Annotated in this window: 25 protein-coding genes; 22 read left to right on the forward strand and 3 right to left on the reverse strand. The window is 38.5% G+C overall.

Translation table 11 applies throughout. The features are described 5' to 3' along the window. Nucleotides 1-96: 96 nt before the first annotated feature. From J3U91_RS03000 to J3U91_RS03045, 10 genes are all read left to right on the forward strand, one after another. Nucleotides 97-1200, forward strand: a complete 1104-nt coding sequence (locus tag J3U91_RS03000) for an ABC transporter ATP-binding protein (protein ID WP_032804491.1) — start codon at nt 97-99, stop codon at nt 1198-1200. Continuing rightward, nucleotides 1200-2018, forward strand: a complete 819-nt coding sequence (locus J3U91_RS03005; RefSeq protein WP_002818491.1) for an ABC transporter permease — start codon at nt 1200-1202, stop codon at nt 2016-2018. The genes J3U91_RS03000 and J3U91_RS03005 overlap by 1 nt, the downstream gene beginning before the upstream one ends. Further along, a complete protein-coding gene (locus tag J3U91_RS03010) occupies nt 2018-2824 on the forward strand; it encodes an ABC transporter permease (RefSeq protein WP_002818492.1) in 807 nt (268 codons plus the stop codon). Before J3U91_RS03005 ends, J3U91_RS03010 begins: the two co-directional genes overlap by 1 nt. Beyond that, nucleotides 2821-3912: an ABC transporter substrate-binding protein gene (locus J3U91_RS03015; protein WP_002816514.1), complete on the forward strand. Its 1092-nt coding sequence runs from the start codon at nt 2821-2823 to the stop codon at nt 3910-3912. Before J3U91_RS03010 ends, J3U91_RS03015 begins: the two co-directional genes overlap by 4 nt. Further along, the gene (locus J3U91_RS03020; protein ID WP_002818493.1) at nt 3912-4565 is read left to right on the forward strand and encodes a DMT family transporter; all 654 of its coding nucleotides are present in this window, start codon (nt 3912-3914) and stop codon (nt 4563-4565) included. Before J3U91_RS03015 ends, J3U91_RS03020 begins: the two co-directional genes overlap by 1 nt. Beyond that, on the forward strand, nt 4547-4813 hold the full coding sequence (locus J3U91_RS03025) for an EamA family transporter (RefSeq protein ID WP_437817668.1): 267 nt from the start codon (nt 4547-4549) through the stop codon (nt 4811-4813). The genes J3U91_RS03020 and J3U91_RS03025 overlap by 19 nt, the downstream gene beginning before the upstream one ends. Nucleotides 4814-4922: 109 nt before the next feature. Continuing rightward, entirely contained in the window at nt 4923-6728 is a 1806-nt protein-coding gene (gene glmS, locus J3U91_RS03030) for a glutamine--fructose-6-phosphate transaminase (isomerizing) (RefSeq protein ID WP_002818495.1), read from the forward strand. 13 nt (nt 6729-6741) lie between these two features. Then, on the forward strand, nt 6742-8058 hold the full coding sequence (locus tag J3U91_RS03035) for a glucose-6-phosphate isomerase (protein ID WP_002818496.1): 1317 nt from the start codon (nt 6742-6744) through the stop codon (nt 8056-8058). Between the two features lie 42 nt (nt 8059-8100). Then, nucleotides 8101-8418, forward strand: coding sequence for a heavy metal-binding domain-containing protein (locus tag J3U91_RS03040; protein WP_002816510.1), 318 nt, complete (start codon nt 8101-8103; stop codon nt 8416-8418). A 51-nt stretch (nt 8419-8469) separates the two neighbouring features. After that, on the forward strand, nt 8470-9684 hold the full coding sequence (locus J3U91_RS03045) for a phosphoglycerate kinase (RefSeq protein WP_002818499.1): 1215 nt from the start codon (nt 8470-8472) through the stop codon (nt 9682-9684). 58 nt (nt 9685-9742) lie between these two features. On the opposite strand, the gene J3U91_RS03050 is transcribed toward J3U91_RS03045, so the two are convergent. Next, nucleotides 9743-10096, reverse strand: a complete 354-nt coding sequence (locus J3U91_RS03050; protein WP_002818500.1) for a DUF1516 family protein — start codon at nt 10094-10096, stop codon at nt 9743-9745. A gap of 79 nt (nt 10097-10175) precedes the next feature. Continuing rightward, on the reverse strand, nt 10176-12356 hold the full coding sequence (locus tag J3U91_RS03055; RefSeq protein ID WP_002818501.1) for an ATP-dependent Clp protease ATP-binding subunit: 2181 nt from the start codon (nt 12354-12356) through the stop codon (nt 10176-10178). A gap of 132 nt (nt 12357-12488) precedes the next feature. Between J3U91_RS03055 and J3U91_RS03060 the strand changes: the two genes are divergently transcribed. The 3 genes from J3U91_RS03060 to J3U91_RS03070 all read left to right on the forward strand — a co-directional run bounded on the left by J3U91_RS03060 (nt 12489) and on the right by J3U91_RS03070 (nt 13745). Continuing rightward, nucleotides 12489-13181, forward strand: coding sequence for a hypothetical protein (locus J3U91_RS03060; protein ID WP_002818504.1), 693 nt, complete (start codon nt 12489-12491; stop codon nt 13179-13181). Beyond that, nucleotides 13181-13369, forward strand: coding sequence for a hypothetical protein (locus J3U91_RS03065; protein WP_002818505.1), 189 nt, complete (start codon nt 13181-13183; stop codon nt 13367-13369). Before J3U91_RS03060 ends, J3U91_RS03065 begins: the two co-directional genes overlap by 1 nt. A gap of 112 nt (nt 13370-13481) precedes the next feature. Beyond that, on the forward strand, nt 13482-13745 hold the full coding sequence (locus J3U91_RS03070; RefSeq protein WP_002816503.1) for a phosphocarrier protein HPr: 264 nt from the start codon (nt 13482-13484) through the stop codon (nt 13743-13745). A 168-nt stretch (nt 13746-13913) separates the two neighbouring features. Here the strand turns inward: J3U91_RS03070 and nagB are convergent, their stop codons facing one another. Continuing rightward, nucleotides 13914-14624: a glucosamine-6-phosphate deaminase gene (gene nagB, locus J3U91_RS03075; RefSeq protein ID WP_002818506.1), complete on the reverse strand. Its 711-nt coding sequence runs from the start codon at nt 14622-14624 to the stop codon at nt 13914-13916. 235 nt (nt 14625-14859) lie between these two features. Between nagB and J3U91_RS03080 the strand changes: the two genes are divergently transcribed. The 9 genes from J3U91_RS03080 (at nt 14860) to J3U91_RS03120 (ending at nt 23921) form a co-directional block, all read left to right on the forward strand. Beyond that, on the forward strand, nt 14860-15063 hold the full coding sequence (locus J3U91_RS03080; RefSeq protein ID WP_002818507.1) for a PTS sugar transporter subunit IIB: 204 nt from the start codon (nt 14860-14862) through the stop codon (nt 15061-15063). Then, on the forward strand, nt 15033-15179 hold the full coding sequence (locus J3U91_RS03085; RefSeq protein ID WP_189311648.1) for a hypothetical protein: 147 nt from the start codon (nt 15033-15035) through the stop codon (nt 15177-15179). The genes J3U91_RS03080 and J3U91_RS03085 overlap by 31 nt, the downstream gene beginning before the upstream one ends. A gap of 66 nt (nt 15180-15245) precedes the next feature. Further along, complete coding sequence (locus J3U91_RS03090; RefSeq protein ID WP_002818509.1) at nt 15246-16049, forward strand: Cof-type HAD-IIB family hydrolase; 804 nt, start codon at nt 15246-15248, stop codon at nt 16047-16049. Nucleotides 16050-16306: 257 nt separating this feature from the next. After that, complete coding sequence (gene ptsP / locus J3U91_RS03095) at nt 16307-18034, forward strand: phosphoenolpyruvate--protein phosphotransferase (protein ID WP_002818510.1); 1728 nt, start codon at nt 16307-16309, stop codon at nt 18032-18034. A 43-nt stretch (nt 18035-18077) separates the two neighbouring features. Then, nucleotides 18078-19373 carry a glycosyltransferase family 4 protein gene (locus tag J3U91_RS03100; RefSeq protein ID WP_002818511.1) on the forward strand — a complete coding sequence of 432 codons (1296 nt, stop codon included), beginning with the start codon at nt 18078-18080 and terminating at the stop codon, nt 19371-19373. A gap of 13 nt (nt 19374-19386) precedes the next feature. Continuing rightward, on the forward strand, nt 19387-20418 hold the full coding sequence (locus J3U91_RS03105) for an LTA glycolipid anchor biosynthesis glycosyltransferase, IagA/BgsA family (protein ID WP_002816498.1): 1032 nt from the start codon (nt 19387-19389) through the stop codon (nt 20416-20418). Further along, nucleotides 20415-21443 carry a lysylphosphatidylglycerol synthase transmembrane domain-containing protein gene (locus J3U91_RS03110; protein WP_002818512.1) on the forward strand — a complete coding sequence of 343 codons (1029 nt, stop codon included), beginning with the start codon at nt 20415-20417 and terminating at the stop codon, nt 21441-21443. The genes J3U91_RS03105 and J3U91_RS03110 overlap by 4 nt, the downstream gene beginning before the upstream one ends. Beyond that, entirely contained in the window at nt 21430-21687 is a 258-nt protein-coding gene (locus tag J3U91_RS03115) for a YkuJ family protein (protein WP_002818513.1), read from the forward strand. The genes J3U91_RS03110 and J3U91_RS03115 overlap by 14 nt, the downstream gene beginning before the upstream one ends. Next, nucleotides 21687-23921, forward strand: coding sequence for an LTA synthase family protein (locus tag J3U91_RS03120; RefSeq protein ID WP_002818514.1), 2235 nt, complete (start codon nt 21687-21689; stop codon nt 23919-23921). The genes J3U91_RS03115 and J3U91_RS03120 overlap by 1 nt, the downstream gene beginning before the upstream one ends. Nucleotides 23922-24062: the final 141 nt, after the last annotated feature.

The following is a 24062-nucleotide window of genomic DNA, read 5'->3' on the forward strand; positions in this document are numbered from 1 at the left end:
GGTTGTTACCGAGTTTTTTTGTGCCTAAAAATGACAACTGTTGGATAATTCTTTATACTTGTAATCATGCGATTTATTTGAATGGGGATTGGATTAATGACTGAAGAAACAGTACAACCATTGATTGAATTTAAAAACGTAAGTTTGGATTACGGTGAGACTAAAGTGCTTAAAAAAGTTGATTTGGAGATTGAAGAGGGGAAGTTTTACACTTTGCTTGGCCCTTCTGGATCTGGAAAATCGACTATTTTAAGCTTGATTTCTGGGAGATTACAGCCTACCGGAGGTGATATTTTAATTGAAGGTAAAAATGTTAACAGTTTGCCTTCAAATCAACGGAAGGTCAATACTGTTTTTCAAAATTACGCTTTGTTTCCCAATATGAATGTTTACGATAATGTGGCTTTTGGTCCTTCTATTAAGGGATTTTCAAAAAAAAAGATCGATCAATTAGTCAAATCGATGCTGAAACTTGTGAAACTTGACGATTTTTCCGATCGGGAAATTTCTGAAATTTCCGGAGGCCAACAACAACGTGTAGCGATTGCCCGCGCTTTGGCCAATCAGCCGAAGGTTTTATTGTTGGATGAGCCGCTCTCGGCTCTTGATTATAAATTACGCAAGGAAATGCAGTCTGAGTTGCGTGAATTGCAGCAACGTCTGGGAATCACCTTTATTTTTGTTACTCATGATCAAGAAGAAGCCTTGGCAATGTCCGACTGGATTTTTGTAATTAATGATGGAAAGGTTGAACAGTCCGGTTCTCCGGTCGATATTTACGATGAGCCGATCAACCATTTTGTTGCCAATTTTATCGGCGAGGCAAATATTGTGCCTGGTGTAATGAAAGAAGATTATCTCGTCAGCTTCGCTGGTAAGGATTTTAAAAACGTCGATGCAGGAATGCGTACTAATGAACGTGTCGAGGTAGTTATTCGTCCGGAAGATTTGGATATCGTTGTGCCGAGTCGGGGTAAATTACAGGTTACGATTGAGGATCAGTCATTTCGGGGTGATTCTTATGAAATTACAGCAATTGACGATGCTGGTAATGAATGGGCTGTCCAGGCAACTAATCCAGCCAAAATCGGTCAGCGTAGGGGCTTGAAATTTGACCCGGAGGATATACATATTATGAGATTAAACGAGTCTGAAGAGGATTTTGATGCTCGTCTGGAATCTTACGAGGGTGAAGACTGATGAAGAAGGGGAAACTGTTTTTCGCAGTCCTTTATGTTCTTTGGCTGGCTTTATTTGTTGTAGTTCCAATTGCCTTGCTGCTTTTTCAATCTTTAACCAGTGAAAGTGGACAGTTGACCTTGAATAATTTTGTTTCTTATTTTTCTTCCGGAACATATCTTCGAATGACTTTTAACTCGATCTTTTACGCTTTTTTGATTACTTTGATTACACTTGTCATTTCTTATCCAACGGCCTATCTTCTGTCCCAGTTGAAGAATCGCCAGTTTTGGTTGCTTTTGGTAATATTGCCAACCTGGATCAATTTGTTACTGAAAACATATGCCTTTATCGGTTTATTGTCTCGTGATGGTACGGCGAATTCTTTTATTGGCTTATTCGGCATTAGTCCTCAGCAGTTGCTTTTCACAGATTCAAGTTTCGTACTCGTTTCCAGCTACATTGAAATTCCCTTTATGATATTGCCGATTTTTAATGCTTTAAACGAAATTGATCGAGATTTAGTTCAAGCAAGCCGGGACCTTGGCGCAAATTCCTGGCAAACACTTTGGCGTTTGATTATTCCTTTATCGATGCCCGGGGTCAAGTCTGGAGTTCAATCCGTTTTTATTCCTTCTTTGAGCCTCTTCATGATCACGCGTTTAATCGGTGGAAATCGGGTTATCACCTTGGGGACGGCAATTGAGGAACTTTTCCTGACTACTCAAAATTGGCACATGGGTTCTACGATTGGAGTCATTTTGATTATTGCGATGGTTGCAACAATGGTTATCACCCGCGAACGGAAGAAATCGGTTTTACGTAGGGGAGGCAAATAATGAAGAAAAACAAAATCGGTAACCTCTATTTATGGCTTGTCTTTATCGTACTTTACGTTCCTATTTTCTATTTAATTACTTATTCCTTTAATTCGGGTAAATACATGCATGGCTGGAAGGGATTTTCCTTGATTCATTATTGCCAGCTTTGGGCAGATACAAGAATGATCGAGATCGTTGTCGATACGTTGATTATTGCTTTTTTATCGTCAGTTTTAGCAACGATTATTGGAACCTTTGGCGCACTTTGGATTAATTTTGCCAAAAGCCAATTAACAAAAAATATTTTACTTAATTTTAATTCGATTCTTTTAGTCAGTCCGGATGTTATTATCGGGGCCAGTTTTCTGATTTTTTTCACTGCTATAGGCCTTTCTTTGGGTTTTTTGTCTGTCCTATTAAGCCATATCGCTTTTAGTATTCCAATTGTTGTTTTAATGGTTTTGCCAAGACTGCAGGAAATGCCAGTTACCCTTACAGAGGCTGCTGAAGATCTTGGAGCGAATTTTTGGCAGGTTTTAAATAAGGTTACTCTGCCTTATATTTCTTCAGGAATTATGGCTGGTTTTTTTATGGCTCTAACCTATTCACTGGATGATTTTGCGGTTACTTTCTTTGTTACCGGCAATGGGTTTTCTACCTTATCGGTTGAAATATATTCCAGGGCCCGCCAAGGCATTAGCCTGGAAATTAATGCACTTTCAGCCATTATGTTTATTGTTAGTTTGATTCTTGTCTTTATTTACTATTTTATTTCCCGTAACGGTAATAGAAAACGGACACCCGGTCTGGAGGCGACAAAATGAAAAAACTTTTATCGGCTCTATTTGCCATCAGTCTGGTTATTGTCGGTTTATTCGCTATTCAACGCTATTTGGTTGCAAAAGAAAATGCAGCCGCCGGCACATCTGGAAGTGGCTCCAAAGTGCTTAACATTTATAATTGGGGAGATTATATTGATCCCAGTTTATTAACTAAATTCACAAAAGAAACCGGTTATCGGATTAATTATGAAACTTTTGATTCCAACGAAGATATGTATGCCAAAGTAAAGCAGGGCGGAACTTCTTACGACATTGTCGTTCCATCGGACTACATGGTTGAAAAAATGCGTCGAGAAAAAATGCTTTTACCAATTAATCGTAAGAAGTTCAAAGGCTTTAAATATTACGACAAGCGTTTTTTAAACAAGTCTTTTGATCCGGGGAATAAATATTCGATTCCGTATTTTTGGGGGACGCTTGGAATTGTTTATAATGACAAATTTGTTAAAAGGTCGGAAGTTGAAAGCTGGGATCAACTCTGGTCAAGTAAATTTCGCGACAAGATTCTTTTGGTTGATTCGGCTCGTGATGATTTTGCCTTCTCTTTAATTTCGATGGGAAAGTCGGTTAATGATAAAAGACCGGCAGATGTGCAGGCGGCTAAAGCAAAGCTAGATGCTTTGATGCCAAATGTCAAAGCAATTTTAGACGATGAGATTGTCATGTACATGGTCCAGGAGGAGGCGCCAATTGGGATAACCTGGTCTGGTGAGGCTTCCGAGATGATTGCGGAGAATAAGCATCTTCATTACGTAATTCCAAAAGAAGGTTCCAATATTTGGTTTGACAATTTGGCGATTCCAAAGACCGCCAAACATTTTAAAGCGATCTATAAATTTTTGAACTTTATGTCCGAACCTAAAAATGCGGCTCAAAATGCTGAATATGTTGAATATTCCACTCCAAATAAAGGCGCAATCAAAATCCTGCCAAAATCGGTTACTGGTGATCAACAATTCTATCCAAGCAATAAAACACTAAAAAATCTTCACGTCTATTCTGATCTCGGCCAAAAATGGACTCAGATTTATAACGATCTGTTCCTTGAATTTAAGATGACAAGCCGTTAATGATGGAAAAAAATAAAAAACTTGGTCTATTTTATGGTGTTTTGGGTCCTTTTCTGTGGGGAACCAACGGTGTTGTTACTCAATACTTGCTCAAAGTTGTTGATATAAATGTTAATTGGCTGCTTTCGGTGCGTTTGCTCTTTGCCGGGACGGCACTTATTTTGTACGTATTTTTAACTGATAGGAAAAATCTTTTTCGATTATTGGCCAATAAACAGGTCTATTTTCAAATGATTATTTTCATTATTTTTGGTGACTTTCTATCCCAATATACTTACATTATCGCGATTGCTAAATCCAACGCTGCATTGGCAACGATTTTGACTTCTTTAAATCCTGTTTTTGTAATTTTTTTTTATGTTTTTCTGCAAAAGAGAGTCCCACAACGAATTGATGTTATTTCGGTTTTTGTGGCACTTTTAGGAACTTTTCTTCTTGTTACTCACGGATCTTTTAATCATTTGGAAATTTCTCCGGCCGGACTTTTTTGGGGTCTGCTTGCCGCTGCAGTTTATGCTTTTGGCACAATTTATCCGATTGGACTGATAGGCGAATACGGTCCTCTTCCAGTCACGGCTATTTCCCTTTTTGTATCGGGAATTGCTTTCAATTTTTATCGTCCTTTTTTATCGCGTTGCCAACGATGTCACTAAGTAATTGGTTTTTACTGATCTTCTTTACGATTATCAGCACCGCTTTTGGAACTGCAATGTGGTTTTTAAGTCTTCACTTGATAGGGCCAACGACAATGAGTTTACTATCGGCTGTCGAACCGATGACTGCGATGATTTTAAGTGTTTTGCTTTTATCGGTTCCGATGGAATTGATTGATTATCTAGGAGCTGGATTGGTCATATTGATGATTGTTCTTCAATCCCTGAAAACAAGAAAAATTGGTTAATGGCCTATACCAATGTTCCTTTAAGCGACAACAATGCTGTTTTCAGCGTTTTTTTTAGTTATCCTAGAAGTCGGTATTTAGACCAATTTATATTTAGGAGTAGATATATATGTGTGGAATCGTTGGATATACTGGTGTTAATAACGCCCTGCCATTTCTGTTGAATGGCCTAGAAAAATTGGAATATCGTGGTTATGATTCGGCTGGCGTTTATGTACATACAGATGACAATCGTGATGTACTTGTAAAAGAAAAAGGTCGGGTTAAGGATCTTGAAAAAAAGGTCAAAGAATATGATATGCAGGGTAAATCAGGAATTGCGCATACACGTTGGGCGACCCATGGGCAGCCAAGTATTGAAAACGCTCATCCCCATGTTAGTGCCGATGGACGTTATTATTTAGTTCATAATGGCGTGATTGAAAATTATAAGCAGCTAAAAGCTGATTACCTATCTGATGTTGAGTTTAAATCCCAAACAGACACCGAGGTTGCCGTTCAGTTAGTTGGTAAATTTGCCAGTCAAGGCTTGGATACACTTGCAGCTTTTCGGAAAATGATTAATCTCCTTGATGATAATTCTTCATATGCCTTTTTGTTGATGGATACAAAACAACCCGATTTACTTTATACTGCTAAGACTAAAAGTCCTCTATTAATTGGGATTTCTGAAACTGGTAATGTTGTTGCATCCGATGCTCCGGCTGCTTTGGACCTGACAAAAGATTTTATAGAATTACGTGATGGCGAGATCGCCGTTGTGTCTAAAAATGATGTGCAGTTATATGATGCAGAAGGTAATAACTATACTCGTCAGCCTTTTCATTTGGACATTGATCCAACCGCTGCCGATAAGGGAGCATATCCCTTCTTTATGTTAAAAGAGATTGATGAGCAGGCGATTGTCACTCGAACACTGATTGAACATTATTTTGTTAACGGCCTTCCTCATATCAATGAAAAAATTATTCAAGCAATTAAGCAATCCGACCGCCTTTATATTGTTGCTGCCGGTACCAGCTATCATGCCGGTTTAATCGGTCGACGTTTCTTTGAAAAGTGGGCTGGGATTCCGACCGAAACTCATATCGCTTCCGAATTTGCCTACGATCGGCCAATTATTTCAAAAAAACCCTTTTTTATTTTTATTAGTCAGTCTGGTGAAACAGCTGATAGTATTCAGGTACTTGATTTTGTTCAAAAAGAATCATATCCAAGTTTGACGATTTCCAATGTAATGAATTCAACATTAACGCGCGAATCGGATTTTGCTTTACCAATATTGGCTGGTCCGGAAATCGCTGTTGCTTCAACTAAAGCATATACAGCGCAGATTATGACACAAGTCATTTTGGCCGCCGCCATTGCCGGTGGACACTCGGAATTGCAAGAAGAACTAAGCCGGCTTGCGATTGATCTTCAAGCGGAAATCGATGGTAAAGAAAAAATTAAGCAGATTGCCGATAAATATTTGGTCAATGCCAATCGTACTTTTTATATCGGTCGAGGCGCCGATGCTGATTCTACTTTAGAAGCTGCACTAAAACTTAAAGAAATATCCTATACTTTAGTTGAGGGTTTTGCGGCCGGAGAATTAAAACACGGAACAATTTCTCTGATTGAACAAGCGACTCCTGTAATTGGTTTAATATCGCAATCTAAAATGGCCGGATTGACTCGTTCCAATCTCGAAGAGACAATGGCTCGTGGAGCCAAAGCAGTCACGATTGTTACGAAGAATCTCGCCACTAAGGATGATGATATTATTTTGCCTGCGTTAACAGGCGAAATGGAGATGTTTGGTCCGATCTTGGAAGCTATTCCAATTCAACTTTTGGCTTATTATACTTCTTTGGGTCGGAACTTGGATGTTGATCATCCGCGTAACTTAGCAAAATCCGTAACTGTACAGTGAGGATATTGAAAACATGAAGGTTACTTTCAAAAAAGATTACTTAAAAGATTTTGTTGCCGATTCCGAGGTTGAATTGCTAAAACCAACGGCCGGTTTTGTCCGTGACACATTGCTTGCCCGTACTGGCGTTGGTAATGAGATGGAGGATTGGCTGACTTTGCCAAGCGACTACGATAAAGAAGAGTTTGCTCGGATTTTAAAGGTCGCTGATGAAATTAAGTCTGATTCTAAAGTCTTGGTCGTGATTGGAATTGGCGGTTCTTATCTCGGCGCTCGAGCAGTAATTGAGTTCTTAAAGTCCGAATTCCATAACGAAAAGGCAAATAAAGAAGGTCTTCCTGAAGTATATTTCGTTGGTACTTCCGCTTCTGGTCGCTATGTTGATGATGTAATCGATTTGATTGGCAACCGTGATTTTTCGATTAATATTATTTCCAAATCGGGAACCACAACCGAGCCTGCGATTGCTTTCCGTACTTTTAAGAGCTTAATTGAAAAAAAGTATGGCAAGGAAGAAGCCAGCAAACGAATTTTCGCGACAACTGATGCTCATAAAGGTGCCCTTTTGAACGTTGCAAAAGAAAATGGCTATGAGCGTTTCGTTGTTCCTGATGGTATAGGTGGAAGATACTCAGTATTAAGCGCTGTTGGTCTTTTACCAATTGCCGTTGCTGGAATCAACATTCAGAAGTTGATGGATGGCGCCAAGGCAGCCCAGGAAGAATTTGCCAAAGACGAAGATATTCTAAACAAAGCATCGATTCTTTATGCAATCTATCGAAACATTTTGTACCGAAAAGGTTTTGATGTCGAGACGATTGTTGGTTATGAACCACAGTTCAGGTTCTTATTTGAATGGTGGAAACAATTGATGGCTGAGTCTGAAGGAAAAGACAATAAGGGCATTTATCCAACCTCAGCGATTTTCTCGACTGATTTGCATTCTATCGGCCAGTACATTCAAGATGGTAAGAAAATTCTATTCGAAACGATTTTGGATATTACCAAGCCGATTAGCGATCGCGTTGTTCCATCAGCTGATGATAATACTGATAATCTTGACTATATTTTAAATAAGCCGATGAAAGAGGTCAATGAAGCCGCACTTACAGCTACTGCACAAGCCCACACTTCGGCTGGCGTTCCAAACATTCTTTTGCAGTTGGATGATCTCGATGAATTTAATTTGGGTAACCTAATTTATTTCTTTGAGGCTGCTGTTGCGGTTTCCGGTTACTTGGATGGTATTAATCCATTTGATCAGCCCGGTGTTGAAATTTATAAAACAAATATGTTTAAAATTCTTGGCAAACCAGGTTATACAGATTAATTTAAAAACCGGTTAAAACCGGTTTTTAAATTAGGGGGATTTATGATTGTTTGTACAACTGAAAATATCGCTGGATATAGGATCGATAAAACTTTTGGGGAAGTTTTCGGTTTGACGACACGAAGCCGAAATCTTGTCCGAACCTTTGGTGCCGGATTAAAAACGCTTGTTGGCGGAGAAGTCGTTACATGGACTCAATTGCAAGACCAGGCTCGTTTAGAAGCGATTGAACGTTTGAAAAACAATGCTGATAAAATTGGCGCCAACGCAGTTACTATGATGCGTTTTGATTCTAACGAAGCTAATGGAATAATGAGTGTTGTCGCTTATGGAACAGCTGTAAAAGTTTCTGAATTGTGAGTTTTTACACTATAATAGTAGAAGTATATTGGAAATTTGTTAGGAGGCTAAATGACAAAATTAACTGTAAAAGACCTTGACTTAAAAGGCAAAAAAGTTTTGATGCGGGTTGATTTCAACGTACCGATTAAGGATGGCGTTATTGGCAATGACAACCGTGTTGTTGCTGCTTTGCCAACGATTAAATATGTTCTTGAACAGGGTGGAAAGGCTATTCTTTTTAGCCATCTCGGTCGTATTAAGAAGGCTGAGGACAAGCCAGGCTTGAGTTTGGCCCCGGTGGCCAAGCATCTGAGCGATTTGCTTAATCAAGAAGTTGTTTTCCCTGGAAAAACCGAGGGGAAAGAGCTCGAAGATGCTATCGACAAATTAAAAGACGGCCAGGTATTAATGGTTGAAAATACACGCTATGAGGACGTCGACGCCAATGGCGAGTACGTTAAACGCGAATCCGGCAACGACCCTGAATTAGGTAAATATTGGGCTGATTTGGGGGATGATTTGTTTGTCAACGATGCTTTTGGAACAGCACATCGTTCCCATGCGTCGAATGTTGGCATTGCCTCGAATGTTTCGAAAACTGCTGCTGGATTTCTAATGGAAAAAGAAATCAAGTATTTGGATGAGGCTGTTAATAATCCAAAGCGTCCATTCGTGGCTGTCTTAGGAGGCGCCAAAGTTTCTGATAAAATCGAAGTTATCAAAAATTTGTTGTCAAAAGCCGACAAAGTTATTGTTGGTGGTGGGATGAGTTACACTTTTTCCAACGCCAAGGGCGTGAAGATTGGTAATTCTTTGTTTGAAGCCGATAAAGTCTCTTTGGCCAAAGAAATTATGAAAGAAGCAGGTGACAAGCTCGTTTTGCCTGAGGATTCGGTTGCAGCTGAAAGCTTTGCAAACGATGTTCCAACAAAGGTTTTTGAAAACGGTATTCCTGATGGTTGGATGGGTCTTGATATTGGACCAAAAACGATCGAGAAATTCAAAAATACCCTAAAAGGGGCCAAGACAGTTGTTTGGAACGGTCCGATGGGTGTCTTTGAAATGAGTAATTTCGCTAACGGAACTTTGGAATTAGGAAAGTTTATTGGATCCCTAACTTCTGAAGGAGCGGCAACAATTGTTGGTGGTGGTGATTCAACTGCCGCAGTTTCTCAACTTGGAATTGCTGATCAATTTACTCACATTTCTACAGGTGGTGGAGCTAGTCTTGAATATCTGGAAGGTAAAACTCTTCCTGGCATTGCTGCTATTTCTGATAAGTGAAGTAAATAAAAAAAGCCCGGAATTTACCGAGCTTTTTTTATGCACATTTTCAATTTGATTAGGAATTTTCGTTAGTAATTAACATAATGCCCAGTAGAGCAGCAAGAAAGAAAAGAATTGCTAAGATTGCCAAGACGATTTTCGTGGGTGTCTTTTTAATTTTATGGGCAAAACTTATTTCTAGAAGAGCAACGAAGGCTAAAGCGACCGCTATTTTGAGAATTGTTAAGATTGGTTGGCTGTGAGCTGTTTTAAGAGCCAACAATAGTCCGCTGACAAAAAGTGGAAGATAAATAATTCTTGTAGTTAAAACAAGATTTTTATCTTTTTCGGGTTGCAAAATCAAAGCAGCTGTTGCTGAGACTGCAATTGCGATAACCGACATTACGTGGATAGCAATAATAATCTGCATGATGCCTTTATTTTAACGCACCGGACAGCTAAATAAAAAACACTGACTTTTTAATCTAAAGCCAGTGTTTTTAAAACATTTAGTTATCTTTTTGATTCGTGGCAGGAACGTCAGACGGGACTGTCTTGGCAGGTGCGTTTATCTTTTTCGGAACTAATACTATCTTGCCATCTTTATTAAGAGTCGCTCTGAGTTGATGAGCATTTGGATTGTCAAGATAGAAATCAGCAACCTTGTCTTCAATTTGTTCCTGAACGACACGACGCAGTGGTCGAGCGCCCATTTCCGGATTAAATCCTAATTCAACCAGTTTATCTTTGGCTGCTTTATCAACATCGACATGCAAATTATTATCAGCCAGCATTGAGTTCATTTGATTAAGCATCAGATCGGTGATTTTGCTCAATTCACTCTTACCAAGTTCTTTAAACTCGACAATTGCATCAAAACGGTTCAAAAATTCTGGTTTGAAGTAGTTCTTCAACTTTTCAACCAAGCGATGTTCAGCCGAATCTTCGGCTGTTTCAGCCGCAAAACCAACCGGATTATTTCCAACATCTCCACTTCCAGCATTGGAGGTCGCGATTACAATTGTATCTTTGAAACTAACTACATGGCCCTGTGAATCAGTTAAACGGCCATCATCGAGAATTTGCAGGAACATATTCATAACATCACGATGTGCCTTCTCGATTTCATCAAGCAAAATCAGTGAATATGGGTGGCGACGAACCTGCTCGGTTAATTGACCAGCTTCTTCATAGCCGACGTATCCAGCAGGAGCACCGATCAATTTTGAAATGCTTTGTGGTTCCATATATTCAGACATATCAAAGCGAATCATGGATTCTTCAGAACCAAACATTTCTTTAGAAAGTTGTTTGGCTGTTTCGGTTTTTCCGACCCCGGTTGGTCCGACAAACAGGAAAGAACCGATTGGACGACCGGACTTTGTTAATCCGATCCGATTGCGACGAACAGCACGGGAAACACGTTCAACAGCTTCGTTTTGGCCAATTACGTGTGCACGTAAGTGAGTATCCAAATCTTTTAACTGAGAGGCCTCGTTTTTCTTCAAATCGCCGACAGGAATTTTCGTCTTTTCTTCAATAATTTTGGCAATATCCGAAACAGTGACCGTTGCTGCATTAGCCACATTTTCTGGATTTTCTTCGGCAATTTTTTTTTGCTTCTGAAGATTATCTACCTGATCGCGCCAGTAACTGGCTTTTTCATAGTCTTCTTTTTCAATTGCTTGTTGTTTCATTGCTTCAGCATTATTGATTTTTTGCTGAATTTCTTCAGAACTTACGAATTCCAGATGAAGATTTTTCCTTGAACCCGCTTCATCGATCAAATCAATTGCTTTGTCGGGCAAAAAGCGCTCTGGAATGTAGCGATCTGATAGATCGACCGCTGTTTCCAATACATCATCGGGGTACTTTACATGGTGGAAGTCTTCATATTTCGGACGGAGACCTTTGAGAATCTCGACTGCTTCGATTCTCGACGGTTCTTCAACCATTACTTCTTGAAAACGTCGAGAAACGGCTCCGTCTTTTTCAATATTTCGATATTCTTTTAAAGTAGTCGCGCCAATCAACTGAAATTCGCCACGGGCGAGGGCCGGTTTTAAAATATTTCCGGCATCCATTCCGCCTTCGGCATTTCCTGCTCCCATGATTTCGTGAATTTCATCAATAAACAGGATAACTTCGTCGCGTGATTCAACTTCTTTCATTAGTTGCTGCATTCTAGCTTCAAATTGTCCTCGCATACTGGTCCCTTGAACTAAGGAAACCATATCCAAACGGATAACTTCCTTATTCATTAATTTATCGGGAACTTTCTTTGCGACGATTGCTTGTGCCAGCCCTTCGACAACAGCCGTTTTTCCAACACCGGGTTCGCCAATCAAGACAGGATTATTTTTTGTCCGTCTGTTGAGAATCTCAATTACACGCTCAACTTCTTTTCCGCGTCCAATAACCGGGTCTAATTTGCCTTTACGTGCTTGTTCCGTGATGTTTATGCCGAACTGCTCGAGCAAACCATTTTTCTTTTTATTATTATTTCCGCCGGTGTTTCCCGGACGAGCCTGAGCTGAACCGTTATTTGCTTGTTGCATATTTGCCATTTGGCCGTTCAATTGACGAAAAATATCATCAACATTAAAATTACCAAAAACGAAGGGATCGTCATTATAATCAGCCATTTTTTCCTCCGTCAAATAAAGAAAAATTTCAAACATTGGAGTCATTAGCAATGTTTGACCTTTATTGACCTTTGCAGAAAATTATACACCATTCTTATTAATAGTCAATAATGGTCAGAGATTCTCAAATCGTCCTGTTGGGCCTTCTCTGGAAGATTCAGTTATAATTCTTATAAGATGAAAAAGTTTTTACTATTTCTTGGGATTTTCCTCTTGCTTCTTATTGGGGTAGGATTTTATGCCTGGCATATAGAAAGAGATAGTTCGGATAAATATCAACAATTGAAAACGCTTGCAAAAAAACAGGTTGAAGAAAACAAATATAAGCAGGCAAAAAAAACGTTAACAAATTCATTGGACTTTGTTATAAACCAAGGAGCAATCGAAAGTAAAATTAACCAAATTTCCAGTTTTCAGGAAGCGTCGAAGTTTTTGAAAGTCAAAAATTATTCTGACGCAATTACCGCATTTAAAAAAATTCAATCATATAAAAATGGCTACAACATACTATTGTCACGTGCTAATGACTCGATTGAAAAGGCACGTCAAGCAATCGAAGAGCAGAAGAATCAAGCTGCCAAGGAAAGCTCTGAAGAGACTGAAACTGCCGGACAAGCTGATTCGGCATCGGCATCTTCCAGCGAGGCAGCCAAATCCAGCAGTTCGATTGCCAGCGAATGGACTAAAATTTATCAGACAACATCCAGCATTCCTCAAGAGGTTGTTGATCAGGGTCGTAAAAATCTTCAAGATGCGGGTGTTAATACGGACGCCATTTCTGATCTGAAAATTAGAGAGATGATTGTTGCTGCTGGAAAATTGCAGGAAAATATAGTTACCTATGCAAAGGAGAATGGATATAGCAACTAATGGATAAAGATTTTAAAGAACAACTAGAAGCATTAAGAAACGGAGAAATTGACCAATTCGAAGTGACGAGCGAAACTTTTCCTGATTTCTACAAGGCATGGAGCGATTTTAGTTTTCAATCCAGTATCAAAGGTTTTGCACAAAAAGGCGGAAAAATCATTTATCGTCGAAAAGAAAAGGTAGAATAATTAGTGAGCGTTTTGAAGCTTTAATCTAAAATTTGTTTAGAAAGCTTTTCGTGTAAGCGCTTGTGTAATATAAGTTTATTGATAAAATTAGATTAGAGGTTATGGAGGAATTATGGTTTCTAAAGAATTTACGATTACTGCTGACTCTGGCTTACACGCTCGTCCTGCGACGATGCTTGTTCAAAAAGCCTCAGAGTTCGATTCAAAGTTGACTTTGAAGTATGATGGCAAAGAAGTCAATCTAAAGTCGATTATGGGTGTAATGAGTCTTGGCGCGGGTAAAGGTGCTAAGATCGAGATCGTTGCCGACGGTGGCGACGCACAAGCAGCCCTTGACGGTGTTGAAGGTACGCTTAAGAGCGAGTCTCTAGTTTAATCTTGTAATATTTTAGCAACGTTCAGCGTTGTTTTTTTATACAAAAATTTGCTTGTTTTAAAATATTTTTTAAAAAATTGTTGATTTTTGGTAGTTGAATTAAAAACACCTCATAATTGGTCTTTTCAATTACGAGGCGAAAAATGACTTTATTTATTTTTACTTTATTTATTTTTTGCTTAAAAGAGCAGCAGCAGCCTGATCGAGAATAACCGTGACTTTTGGATGTTTTTGCAAAATAGAAGCTGGCACATCTTCGGTGACTGGTCCTTCGATAAATTCTTTAACTGCTTGTGCCTTTTCTTTCCCGTAAGCGGCAATTAAAATTTCTTTGCTTTTCATAATTGAGGCAATTCCCATTGAAACTGCTTGTTTTGGTACTTGATCAATCGAGTCGAAGAAACGCGAATTCGCTTGAATCGTATTATCTGTTAAATTGACGATGTGTGTTTGGGAATTAAAAGATGTTCCCGGCTCGTTGAATCCAATATGGCCGTTGCGACCAATACCAAGAATTTGCAGGTCGATCGGATTTTCTTCGATTATTTGATCATAATGTTTGGTTTCGCTTTTTAAATCATCAGCTAAGCCATTAGGCATGTAAGAATGAGCGAAGGGCTTTTTTGAGAAAAAGTATTTGTTCATGAAGTAGTGGTAACTTTCCGGATGGTTATTAGCAAGACCTTTGTACTCGTCAAGATTAATTGATATGAATTTTGTGAAGTCCAAATCCGATTGTGTGATTGCATCATAAATCGATATCGGCGTAGAACCGGTTGCCAAACCAAATACTTGTGCTCCTTGTTGAATTGCTTGTTTAAAAATCTGGAGGCCCTTTTGGCCAGCTTCGATTTGCGAATTAATAATTTCAAGTTTCATATTTTATGTCCTCAATAAAAGTATATCTTTTTAAAAAGTCAAGAACAATATTAAATTGGTATATAAATTGGTATAGTTTTTTTGTGGTTTTTTAACCATATTGGAATAAATTTTGTAAAACTAAAAATATCGGCAATTTTGGCTGCCAATCTTTGAAACAACAGGGTAGACCAAAAAATATTTATGGTTATTTTTGTCCTTTTAATCGTTATATAATTTAAATGGGGAGATAATCATGGTAGAAAAGAAAAATGTTCTACTTGTTGATGCAGCTGGAATGTCTATTTCGTTGCTGGCCAAAAAAATGGATGACTACGCTGAAATGAACAAGCTTCCATATTCGGTCGAAGGTGCGCTGCTGATTCAGTTGGACTTGATAAAGCTTCTAAAAGCGAGCCAAGGGTTATTTTGGTTGCACCACAGGTACGTTATTTGGTAAACAAGTACCAAAAAGCCTACGACAATAAAATTCCCGTCGGTTTAATCGATATGGTTGCCTATGGAATGATGGATGCCGGAAGAGTTTTAAAGCAAGTCGAAGCATTGGATAAGTGAATATAAAATTAGACCGTTTTGGTTGGCGAACGGTCTTTTGTTTTATCAAAAAAATGGAGGTAGGAATTGGAAATAAAATTAATCGCATTGGATTTAGACAACACTTTGTTGAATGCTAATAGTGAAATCAGCAGTCGCAATCGGGAAGTATTGAAGCTTTTACATAATAAAGGACTAAAAGTTGTTTTAACAACCGGCCGTCCCATTAAAGGGATTCTACCTTTTATAGATCAATTGGAATTAAAGCAGCCGGAAGATTATTCAATTAACTTTAATGGCGGCGTCATTCAAAATAATTTGAGTAAGAAAATTATTTTCAGCAAATTTTTAACGAAAGAAGATATTGTACCAATTAACGATTTGGCCAACCAGATGCGTTTCCCATTGGATGGTGTCGCAATTGACCGTGCTTATTCAATTATCGATATAAGAAAATCCGGTTATCAATCTTTTATAGGTAAATTAATGGATTTTACCGATCTTAGTTTTCATGATTTACCTGCCGATGAGCATTATTACAAATTTATTAGTCAAACAGATCCTGAGCAAGTTGCCAAAATTCAAGAAAAAGCCGCTGATTACCCAACTTTTACAATCGTTAAAAGTCGGCCCAATCTGTTGGAATTTTTGCCTAAGGGGGTCAATAAAAGTTTCGGTCTTGGCCAATTAATCAAACATTTTGGTTGGACATTTGATAACGTCATGGCTTTTGGCGACGAGGAAAATGATTTGCCAATGATTAAATCGGCGGGTATTGGTGTTGCAATGGGAAATGCGATCAAAGAGGTTAAGGAGGCAGCCCAAGCTGTGACAAAACTTAATACCGAAGATGGCGTGGCTGCTTACCTGGTGAAATATTTCGATCTATAGAATCGTGGGTCGGAGTTAATTGTTGCTGATGGAATTCTTTTGTACTTTGTTCACTTTTGATCTGAATTTTGGATAAAATATCCTAAGGAATTGTTGAAAACAGTTTCAAAGTCTATGATAGATACGACGGCATTTAGGTATTTGAATCTTAATTGACTTAAAAAGCCGAAGATTATTGAAAACGATTTTTTTGGTTACTTGTTTTTATAAACAAGGGTCGAAATTTTCATTATCAATAAATTCAAGTGGGGTATACAATGGCTGAAACGAAGAAATTAACTGGAATTGCGGCATCGGATGGTGTTGGGATCGCTAAAAGTTATTTATTGGTTGACCCAAGTTTAGCTTTTCCTTATAACGAAAAAATCAAAGATGTTGCTGCAGAGGAGAGTCGTTTAGACAAAGCACTTTCCGCTTCTAAAGACGATTTGAAGAAAATCGAAGCCAAAGCCGAAAAAAATCTTGGCAAAGAAGAAGCAGAAGTTTTTCAGGCACATATTACGATTCTTTCCGATCCGGAATTGGTTTCAGGAATTAAAGCACAGATTGAGCACAAACAAATTAATGCCGAATCAGCACTTAAAAATGTGACCGATAATTATATAGCGACTTTCGAAACGATGACTGATAACGCTTATATGCAGGAACGTGCAGCCGATATTCGTGATATTGCAAAACGAGTTACCAGCCATTTGTTGGGAATTGATTTGCCAAATCCGGCTTTAATCGATGAAGAGGTAATTATCGTTGCTCATGATTTGACCCCGTCCGATACCGCACAGCTCGATCCGACTTTTGTTAAGGGAATTGTTACTGATATCGGTGGACGAACAGCTCATGCTTCGATCATGGCTCGTTCTTTGGAAATTCCGGCAGTTGTTGGTATTGGGAATGCAATCAGTGAAATCAAGAATCACGTAAACATAATCGTTGACGGCGGAGCCGGCCAGGTCTTAATCGATCCGAACGAAGAAGAAGAAGTCGTATATGCTCGTAAAGTTGGTGAATACTTTGCTCGGAAACGCGAACAAGCCAAGCTTAAAAATCAAACGACTGAATCGGCCGATGGTAAGCACTTTGATATCAACGCGAATATTGGTTCTCCGAAAGACTTGGATTCAGTGATTGAAAGTGGGGCAGAGGGAATTGGTTTATTCCGGACAGAATTTTTGTTTATTGATTCAGATCATCTTCCAACTGAAGATGAGCAATTTTCTGCTTATAAGGCCGCATTGCAGGCAGTAGATGGAAAACCAGTTACGATCCGTACGATGGATATTGGCGGTGATAAACAGTTGAGTTATTGGAAATTGCCGAAGGAAGATAACCCGTTTTTGGGCTATCGTGCGATTCGTATTTCTCTAAAACAGGATGATATCTTCCGTACACAACTTAGGGCACTTTTACGCGCCTCGGTTTACGGGAATTTATGGATTATGTTTCCTATGATCGCTACTTTGCCTGAGTTCCGTCAAGCGAAGAAAATCTATGAAGAAGAAAAAGATAAATTGCTTTCTAAGGGCACTAAGATTGCTGACGATATAAAGCTTGGAATCATGGTTGAAATTCCTGCCTCGGCTGTTTTAGCTGATAAATTCGCCAAAGAGGTTGATTTCTTTTCAATCGGTACTAATGATTTGATTCAATATACGATGGCAGCTGATCGAGGGAACGATAGTGTTTCTTATTTATATCAGCCATATAATCCGGCAATTTTGCGATTGGTTCATAATGTTATCGATGCTGCACATAAAGAAAATAAAGTTGTCGCGATGTGTGGAGAAATGGCAGGAGATCCAGTTGCCGTACCTGTCCTGGTGGGATTGGGCCTTGACGAGTTTTCGATGTCGGCTTCATCGGTTTTGCCGACTCGTTCGCTGATAAAACACTTAAAATTCTCGGACATGAAAAAATTAGCAATAGAGAGTTTGGATAAAGACACGAATCAAGAAGTAATCGATTTAGTCAAAAATTCAATTAAATGAGGGCCTACGGGTCTTTTTTTTTACTTAAAAGTATAATAAAAGCATGAATATTGGACTTTTTACCGACACCTATTTTCCACAAATATCCGGTGTCAGCACAAGCACGCAAATTTTGGCCCAACAATTGGAAAACTTGGGTCACAACGTTTATATTTTTACGACAACCGATCCAAAAGTAAAACGTTCGCATTATGGGCATGGATCAGAAAAAAATATTTATCGTTTTTCTTCGATTCCATATACAGGGTTTAAGGACCGCCGGATTACTTTTCGTGGTTTTTTTGAGGCGATCGAAATTGCACGAACCTTACGTCTCGATATTATTCATACTCAGACAGAATTCAGTCTTGGATTGATGGGGAAAATAATTGCCCGCCAGCTGAAGATTCCGATTGTGCACACATATCACACGATGTACCAAGATTATACGCATTATGTAATGAACGGGAGATTAATCAAAGCAGGTGGTGTTGAAGTAATTGTCCGCGCTTATTTGAAGTCGGTTAATGGAGTGATTGCCCCGAGCCAAAGAGTTTATGATACTTTACGCGGTTATGGAGTGGATGCCCCGATGCCGATAATTCCGACCGGTGTCAGTTTTTCAAAAAATATGCCTGATAATTCAGCTGAATTAAGAAAAACCTTAAAAATAAGGCCAAGACAACCGGTTATTTTGTCACTGGGCAGAGTCGCTTTTGAAAAGAATATCGAAGAGCTTATTAATGTGATGTCTTATATTATTAACGATTTTCACAATGCAATTCTCGTTATTGCCGGGGATGGTCCGGCAAGAGAAGAGTTGGAAGACCATGCTAAGGCTCTTGGCCTGAACAAACACGTCAAGTTTGTCGGCATGGTCGACCATGCCGATGTCTATTCCTATTACCGGATGGCCGATGTTTTTGCCAGTCCTTCGACTTCCGAATCACAAGGCTTAACCTTTATCGAGGCAGTTAATGCCAATCGTCCTTTTGTCGCAATGTCGAATCCTTATTTAACCCAAATTACGAAATCCAAATTTATTGGCACAATTGTCCATGACAATGCAGAGATGACTGAAGCGATTGAAAACTATCTTTCTGATCCAAGTTTTAAAAAGGAAAATCCTGAACGTGATAGGGTTTTAAAAGAGATTAGTGCTGAAAAATTTGGAGCCGACGTTTTAAAATTCTATCAACAAATTATTAATAGCTTTGATCCGAATGGCTCCAAGTCTTCTGACGAACCAACTGATGAGGAAATTGGCTATGCCCGTCAATTATTAGGTCGTTTGCCTCTGCCGAAAGTCGCAAAACGAAAGATTTTGAAAGTTAAAAAGGAAGCACGTGATAATAAATAGTAGAATAAATTGAATGAAAGTATTGCAGTATTTTGAAAACCCGGGTTTAATCAGTCGTTCCGGGATTGGACACGCTCAACGTTTGCAGCAGGAGGAACTCTCTTATACGGATATAGTTCTTGACACTAGCCCTTTTTCTAAAGATTACGACCTGATTGACGTTAACACTTATGGGCCTAAATCCTTGGCAATGGTGGCCAAGGCTCGTTTACAGAATCGAAAGGTTGTTTATCACGCTCATTCGACTTATGAAGATTTTCGCAATTCTTTTATTGGATCGAATTTTCTTTCCAAACCCTTTAAAAAGCATCTGATTAAAGCTTATCGGCAGGCTGATTTAATTATTACGCCAACGCCTTATGCTAAATCTCTATTACGGTCTTATGGATTAAAACAGCCGATTGTTCCAATATCGAATGGCGTACGGGTTTCCTCTTATCGTCGAAACAAGTCTAAAATTATTAAGTTCCGTCAGTTTTTGAATTTAAAGGAAAATGATAAAAGAAAAATAATTATTTCTGTTGGCCTTTATTTTCAAAGAAAAGGGATTATGGATTTTGTTGAATTGGCAAGGAGAAATCCCGAGCATCTTTTTGTATGGTTTGGTTATACCGATTTACGGATTATTCCAAAAAAAATCAGGGAAACCGTAAAAAAAGACCATCCTGATAATTGTGTTTTTGCTGGATATATTACTGGAGATGTTTTGCAGGGAGCTTATTCCGGCGCCGACCTGTTTTTATATCCCAGCTATGAAGAAACCGAAGGGATTGTTGTTCTTGAGGCTTTGGCCAGCTCACAAAAGGTCCTCGTTCGCGATATTCCTGTTTATAACGACTGGCTTCATGATGGATTTGATTGTTATAAAGCGTCTAATCTGGATGAATTTGATAAACGCTTAAACGAAATTTTGGCTGGGAAAGTTAAGAATGTATCAAAAGCAGGGCACGAAGTTGCTTTAAAGCGGGATGTTTCGTTGATTGGGCCGCAATTAAAAAAAGCTTATGAAGAAGCTTTGTCTTTGCCAAGTCAGGAGAGTAGATGAATACTAAACAACGGGTTTTTTGGATGTTTTTTACGCTTTTTATCGGCGCTTTGGCTTTTATTTATAGTTTCCATAAAGTGAATATTAGGGAGTTTAGAGAACAAATTTCTCAAACTAATTACGGTTGGCTTCTGGTCGCTTTTGTATTGATTATTTTTTATTATCTTTCAATGGCTTGGATCTTAAAAATTCTTTTGGAACCAACTAAAGTCAGTTTTTGGGGAATTTTACGAACTCCTTTTATGGAACAGTTTGGCAATGGAATTACTCCTTTTTCGGTTGGCGGGCAGCCGATGCAAATTCTTGGTCTGCGCCAGGCTGGTGTTTCTCTTGGGGAGGGCAGCTCAGTCTCCTTGATGAAATTCGTTATTTATCAATCGATGATTGTGATAGCATTTTTTATCTGCTTGTTGTTTGGATACCAGTATGTTGCTAATCATATGTTGGCAATGACAAGTCTGGTTGTCTTTGGCATCGTTATTCACGCACTTGTTTTGCTGGTTCTCATATTTATTATGTTTTTTCCGCCAATTACGGAGAAAATTGCAAATATTGTTTTGATACCATTTCACTGGTTTCTGACCGATCAGCAAGTTGATGGAATTGATAGGAAACTTAACCAAAAAATTATCGAGTTTCATGATGTTTCCAAAAAGTTGGCGAACGATCCGAAAAAATTGATTAAGGTTTCGCTTGTTACTTTAATACAGCTCTTCGTCTATTATTTGATTCCCTACTTTATTCTCCTAGCCGTTGGAGCCGATAATGCCGATCCGATGTTCATTGTTGTTTTAAACGTTATCCTGACTTTGGCAATTTCTATTTTTCCCGTTCCTGGTGGCACTGGTGGCGCGGAAATAGGCTTCTCGCTACTTTTTTCCAGTTTCCTGCCAAACCATACAGTCACCATTTTTGCAATGCTGGTTTGGCGAATAATAACTTATTATTTTGGCATCTTCACTGGTTTGATAGCGTATAATGTAATACCGAATCAGCTTGATGAAAAAGATCATGTCGAAAACTGAATCGGAAATTACTCCAATTATTAACCGTCTTGAAGCAATGGTTAAGGATCAGAGCGGACAAGAAGTGCAAGTTCGAAATTTTGATCTTTATGGGTTAAATCTAGCTAGAGTGAGTTTTGATCGTCGAACGAATATTTTTACTATTAAGGAGTTTCGAGATAATCATGTTTTTAAATTTGATAATATCGATTTAGTTGCTATTGATATCTACGAAATTCTCCGTGATTTGAAGTTGACTTTTTAATGATTAGACATAAATTTGAACAAATAAAGAATTTTTTAAGTAACCACCAGGTTCGACCAATCGTCGCGTTTTTTTTGATCAACCTGTTTTTTATTGAATTGAAAACGGTTATAGAATATTACATTAATTTTAATCTTGGCATTAAAGGAATGATGCAGGTTTTGATTTCCGTTCTTAATCCTTTGCCAACGGCGATTTTATTTTTGAGTATTGCTTTATATTTTCGCGGTTATTTGGCCTATTGGCTGATGATTTTGATGAATCTCATTCAGACTTTGTGGTTATTTGCCAATATGCTTTATTACCGCGAATTCAGTGATTTTTTGTCTTTTTCAATTATGTCTTCCGGTTCTTCAGTTAGCGAAAATCTAGGAAAATCGATTGCCGGTATCATTCGTTTGAGCGATTTTCTTGTTTTTTTGGATATTATTGTTCTAATCCTTCTTCTTCTTTTCCGGCAAATTACCTCTGATAAAAAAGGCTTGCAAAGAAGATATGCTGTTTTGACTTCAACACTCGGTTTTGTACTTATTTTTGTTGTTTTTGGTCTGGCAAATTCCAATCGTTCAGGTTTGTTGACTCGTTCTTTTGATACTAACTATATTGTTAAATATTTAGGATTGAATGAATATGCGGCTTTTAATGCTGTACAGACCCGTAACCAGGCTGTTAGCCGAAAAAAAGCCAGTGCAGCTGAATTGAAGCCGATTCTAAAGTGGATCAATTCTAATCGTGCGCCGGTAAATGTGAAATATTATGGCGTCGATAAAGGGAAAAATGTCTTTGTTTTCCATTTGGAATCTTTTCAGCAGTTTTTAATAGATTATAAAGTCGATGGAAAAGAAGTCACGCCGAATCTTAATAAGTTCTATCACGATTCGCATACCTTGTCTTTCGATAATTTTTATAATCAAGTAGGCCAAGGGAAAACTTCTGATGCCGAGATGATGTTGGATAACTCTCTATTTGGTTTGTCCTCTGGTTCGGCGATGGTTGAATATGGGACAAGCAATACTTTCCAGTCGGCTCCAGCGATCTTAAATCAATTAGGATATACGACAGCAGCATTCCACGGGGATGTACCGTCTTTTTGGAATCGTGATAATACATATAAATCATGGGGTTATGATTATTTTTTCAGTAAGAATTTTTATTCGAATGCTTCTAAGTCGACTTACAATGTCGGTTACGGAATGCTGGATAAAATTTTCTTGAAAGATGCATCGAAATATATCGCTGAATTGCCGCAACCTTTCTACGCAAAAGTTATAACTGTTACCAACCATTACCCCTACGAGACTAATAAGGAGATATCTAGCCAATTTCCGGCTACAACGACAGGCGATAAGACCGTTGACCATTATGTCCAGACTGCTCATTATTTGGATTCAGCTTTTGGCGAATTTATCGCTTGGCTTAAGGCCAGTGGCCTTTATGACAACAGTGTAATTTATGTTTATGGGGATCATTATGGAATTTCGGAAAATCACGAAGCAGCGATTGCTCAATTATTAAAAAAGAAAAAAATCACCAATTATGATCTAGCTCAATTTCAAAAAGTTCCTTTTATGATTCACGCCAGTAATTTAAAAGGGGGAATAGACCACACTTATGGCGGAGAAATCGATGTTCTGCCAACTTTGCTTGATCTGTTGGGAGTCCAGAACACCAACTCTGTTCAATTCGGGAGCGACCTTCTTTCAACTAAGCGTCGCCAGATTGTCAGTTTCAGGAATGGAGATTTTGTTACGCCGACCGTAATCAAAATGAATGGTACGTATTGGAACACACAGACTGGAAAATCGATAAAATATAAAACCGCCTCCAAATCAATGAAAAAATTTATCGATAAGACTCAAGAATATGTCGACGATCAGCTTAAGTATTCCGATGAAGTTGTTACCGGAGATTTACTGCGTTTTTACCATCGAATGAATTTTAAGACCGTAATTAAGAAAAACTATAGTTATACAACGAGCAGCACACTTGCTCGTTTAAAGAAGGCCTTAACTTCGAATCCAAGTTCTTTGGATGCCAAAAATAAGGGCAAGTCTTTGGCATCGCTCTATAAAACCAGTGAACTTATGCTGAAGTCCCAATCTAAAATAAAAAAATACTATGAAAAAGTTAAAGAAGAGAAAGCTAAGGAGAAGTCGTCTTCTGATAGTTCTTCTGCTTCGGTTGAACCGGCTTCCAGCAGTTCTTCATCATCTAGTGCATCTTCTTCTAAATAACTTTTTCCCTACCCGCTGAATCTTCAGCGGGTTTTTATATTTTTTTTCATTTTCCTATTGACCTTCGGTTTAAATGGCTGTAATATATTTAAGTCAGCTCAGGGAGCGCGGCGGACTTAAAAGATTTCTTTTCTCAAGAAA

It is taken from the genome of Oenococcus oeni (assembly GCF_020510245.1).
GTDB classification, from domain to species: Bacteria; Bacillota; Bacilli; order Lactobacillales; family Lactobacillaceae; genus Oenococcus; species Oenococcus oeni.

Excerpts from the sequence above, each read along its gene's own strand:
- J3U91_RS03000 (WP_032804491.1), top strand. The coding sequence starts at position 97 with ATGACTGAAGAAACAGTACAACCATTGATTGAATTTAAAAACGTAAGT.
- J3U91_RS03005 (WP_002818491.1), top strand. The coding sequence starts at position 1,200 with ATGAAGAAGGGGAAACTGTTTTTCGCAGTCCTTTATGTTCTTTGGCTG.
- J3U91_RS03010 (WP_002818492.1), top strand. The coding sequence starts at position 2,018 with ATGAAGAAAAACAAAATCGGTAACCTCTATTTATGGCTTGTCTTTATC.
- J3U91_RS03015 (WP_002816514.1), top strand. The coding sequence starts at position 2,821 with ATGAAAAAACTTTTATCGGCTCTATTTGCCATCAGTCTGGTTATTGTC.
- J3U91_RS03020 (WP_002818493.1), top strand. The coding sequence starts at position 3,912 with ATGATGGAAAAAAATAAAAAACTTGGTCTATTTTATGGTGTTTTGGGT.
- glmS (WP_002818495.1), top strand. The coding sequence starts at position 4,923 with ATGTGTGGAATCGTTGGATATACTGGTGTTAATAACGCCCTGCCATTT.
- J3U91_RS03035 (WP_002818496.1), top strand. The coding sequence starts at position 6,742 with ATGAAGGTTACTTTCAAAAAAGATTACTTAAAAGATTTTGTTGCCGAT.
- J3U91_RS03040 (WP_002816510.1), top strand. The coding sequence starts at position 8,101 with ATGATTGTTTGTACAACTGAAAATATCGCTGGATATAGGATCGATAAA.
- J3U91_RS03045 (WP_002818499.1), top strand. The coding sequence starts at position 8,470 with ATGACAAAATTAACTGTAAAAGACCTTGACTTAAAAGGCAAAAAAGTT.
- J3U91_RS03050 (WP_002818500.1), bottom strand. The coding sequence starts at position 10,096 with ATGCAGATTATTATTGCTATCCACGTAATGTCGGTTATCGCAATTGCA.
- J3U91_RS03055 (WP_002818501.1), bottom strand. The coding sequence starts at position 12,356 with ATGACTCCAATGTTTGAAATTTTTCTTTATTTGACGGAGGAAAAAATG.
- J3U91_RS03060 (WP_002818504.1), top strand. The coding sequence starts at position 12,489 with ATGAAAAAGTTTTTACTATTTCTTGGGATTTTCCTCTTGCTTCTTATT.
- J3U91_RS03065 (WP_002818505.1), top strand. The coding sequence starts at position 13,181 with ATGGATAAAGATTTTAAAGAACAACTAGAAGCATTAAGAAACGGAGAA.
- J3U91_RS03070 (WP_002816503.1), top strand. The coding sequence starts at position 13,482 with ATGGTTTCTAAAGAATTTACGATTACTGCTGACTCTGGCTTACACGCT.
- nagB (WP_002818506.1), bottom strand. The coding sequence starts at position 14,624 with ATGAAACTTGAAATTATTAATTCGCAAATCGAAGCTGGCCAAAAGGGC.
- J3U91_RS03080 (WP_002818507.1), top strand. The coding sequence starts at position 14,860 with ATGGTAGAAAAGAAAAATGTTCTACTTGTTGATGCAGCTGGAATGTCT.
- ptsP (WP_002818510.1), top strand. The coding sequence starts at position 16,307 with ATGGCTGAAACGAAGAAATTAACTGGAATTGCGGCATCGGATGGTGTT.
- J3U91_RS03100 (WP_002818511.1), top strand. The coding sequence starts at position 18,078 with ATGAATATTGGACTTTTTACCGACACCTATTTTCCACAAATATCCGGT.
- J3U91_RS03105 (WP_002816498.1), top strand. The coding sequence starts at position 19,387 with ATGAAAGTATTGCAGTATTTTGAAAACCCGGGTTTAATCAGTCGTTCC.
- J3U91_RS03110 (WP_002818512.1), top strand. The coding sequence starts at position 20,415 with ATGAATACTAAACAACGGGTTTTTTGGATGTTTTTTACGCTTTTTATC.
- J3U91_RS03115 (WP_002818513.1), top strand. The coding sequence starts at position 21,430 with ATGTCGAAAACTGAATCGGAAATTACTCCAATTATTAACCGTCTTGAA.
- J3U91_RS03120 (WP_002818514.1), top strand. The coding sequence starts at position 21,687 with ATGATTAGACATAAATTTGAACAAATAAAGAATTTTTTAAGTAACCAC.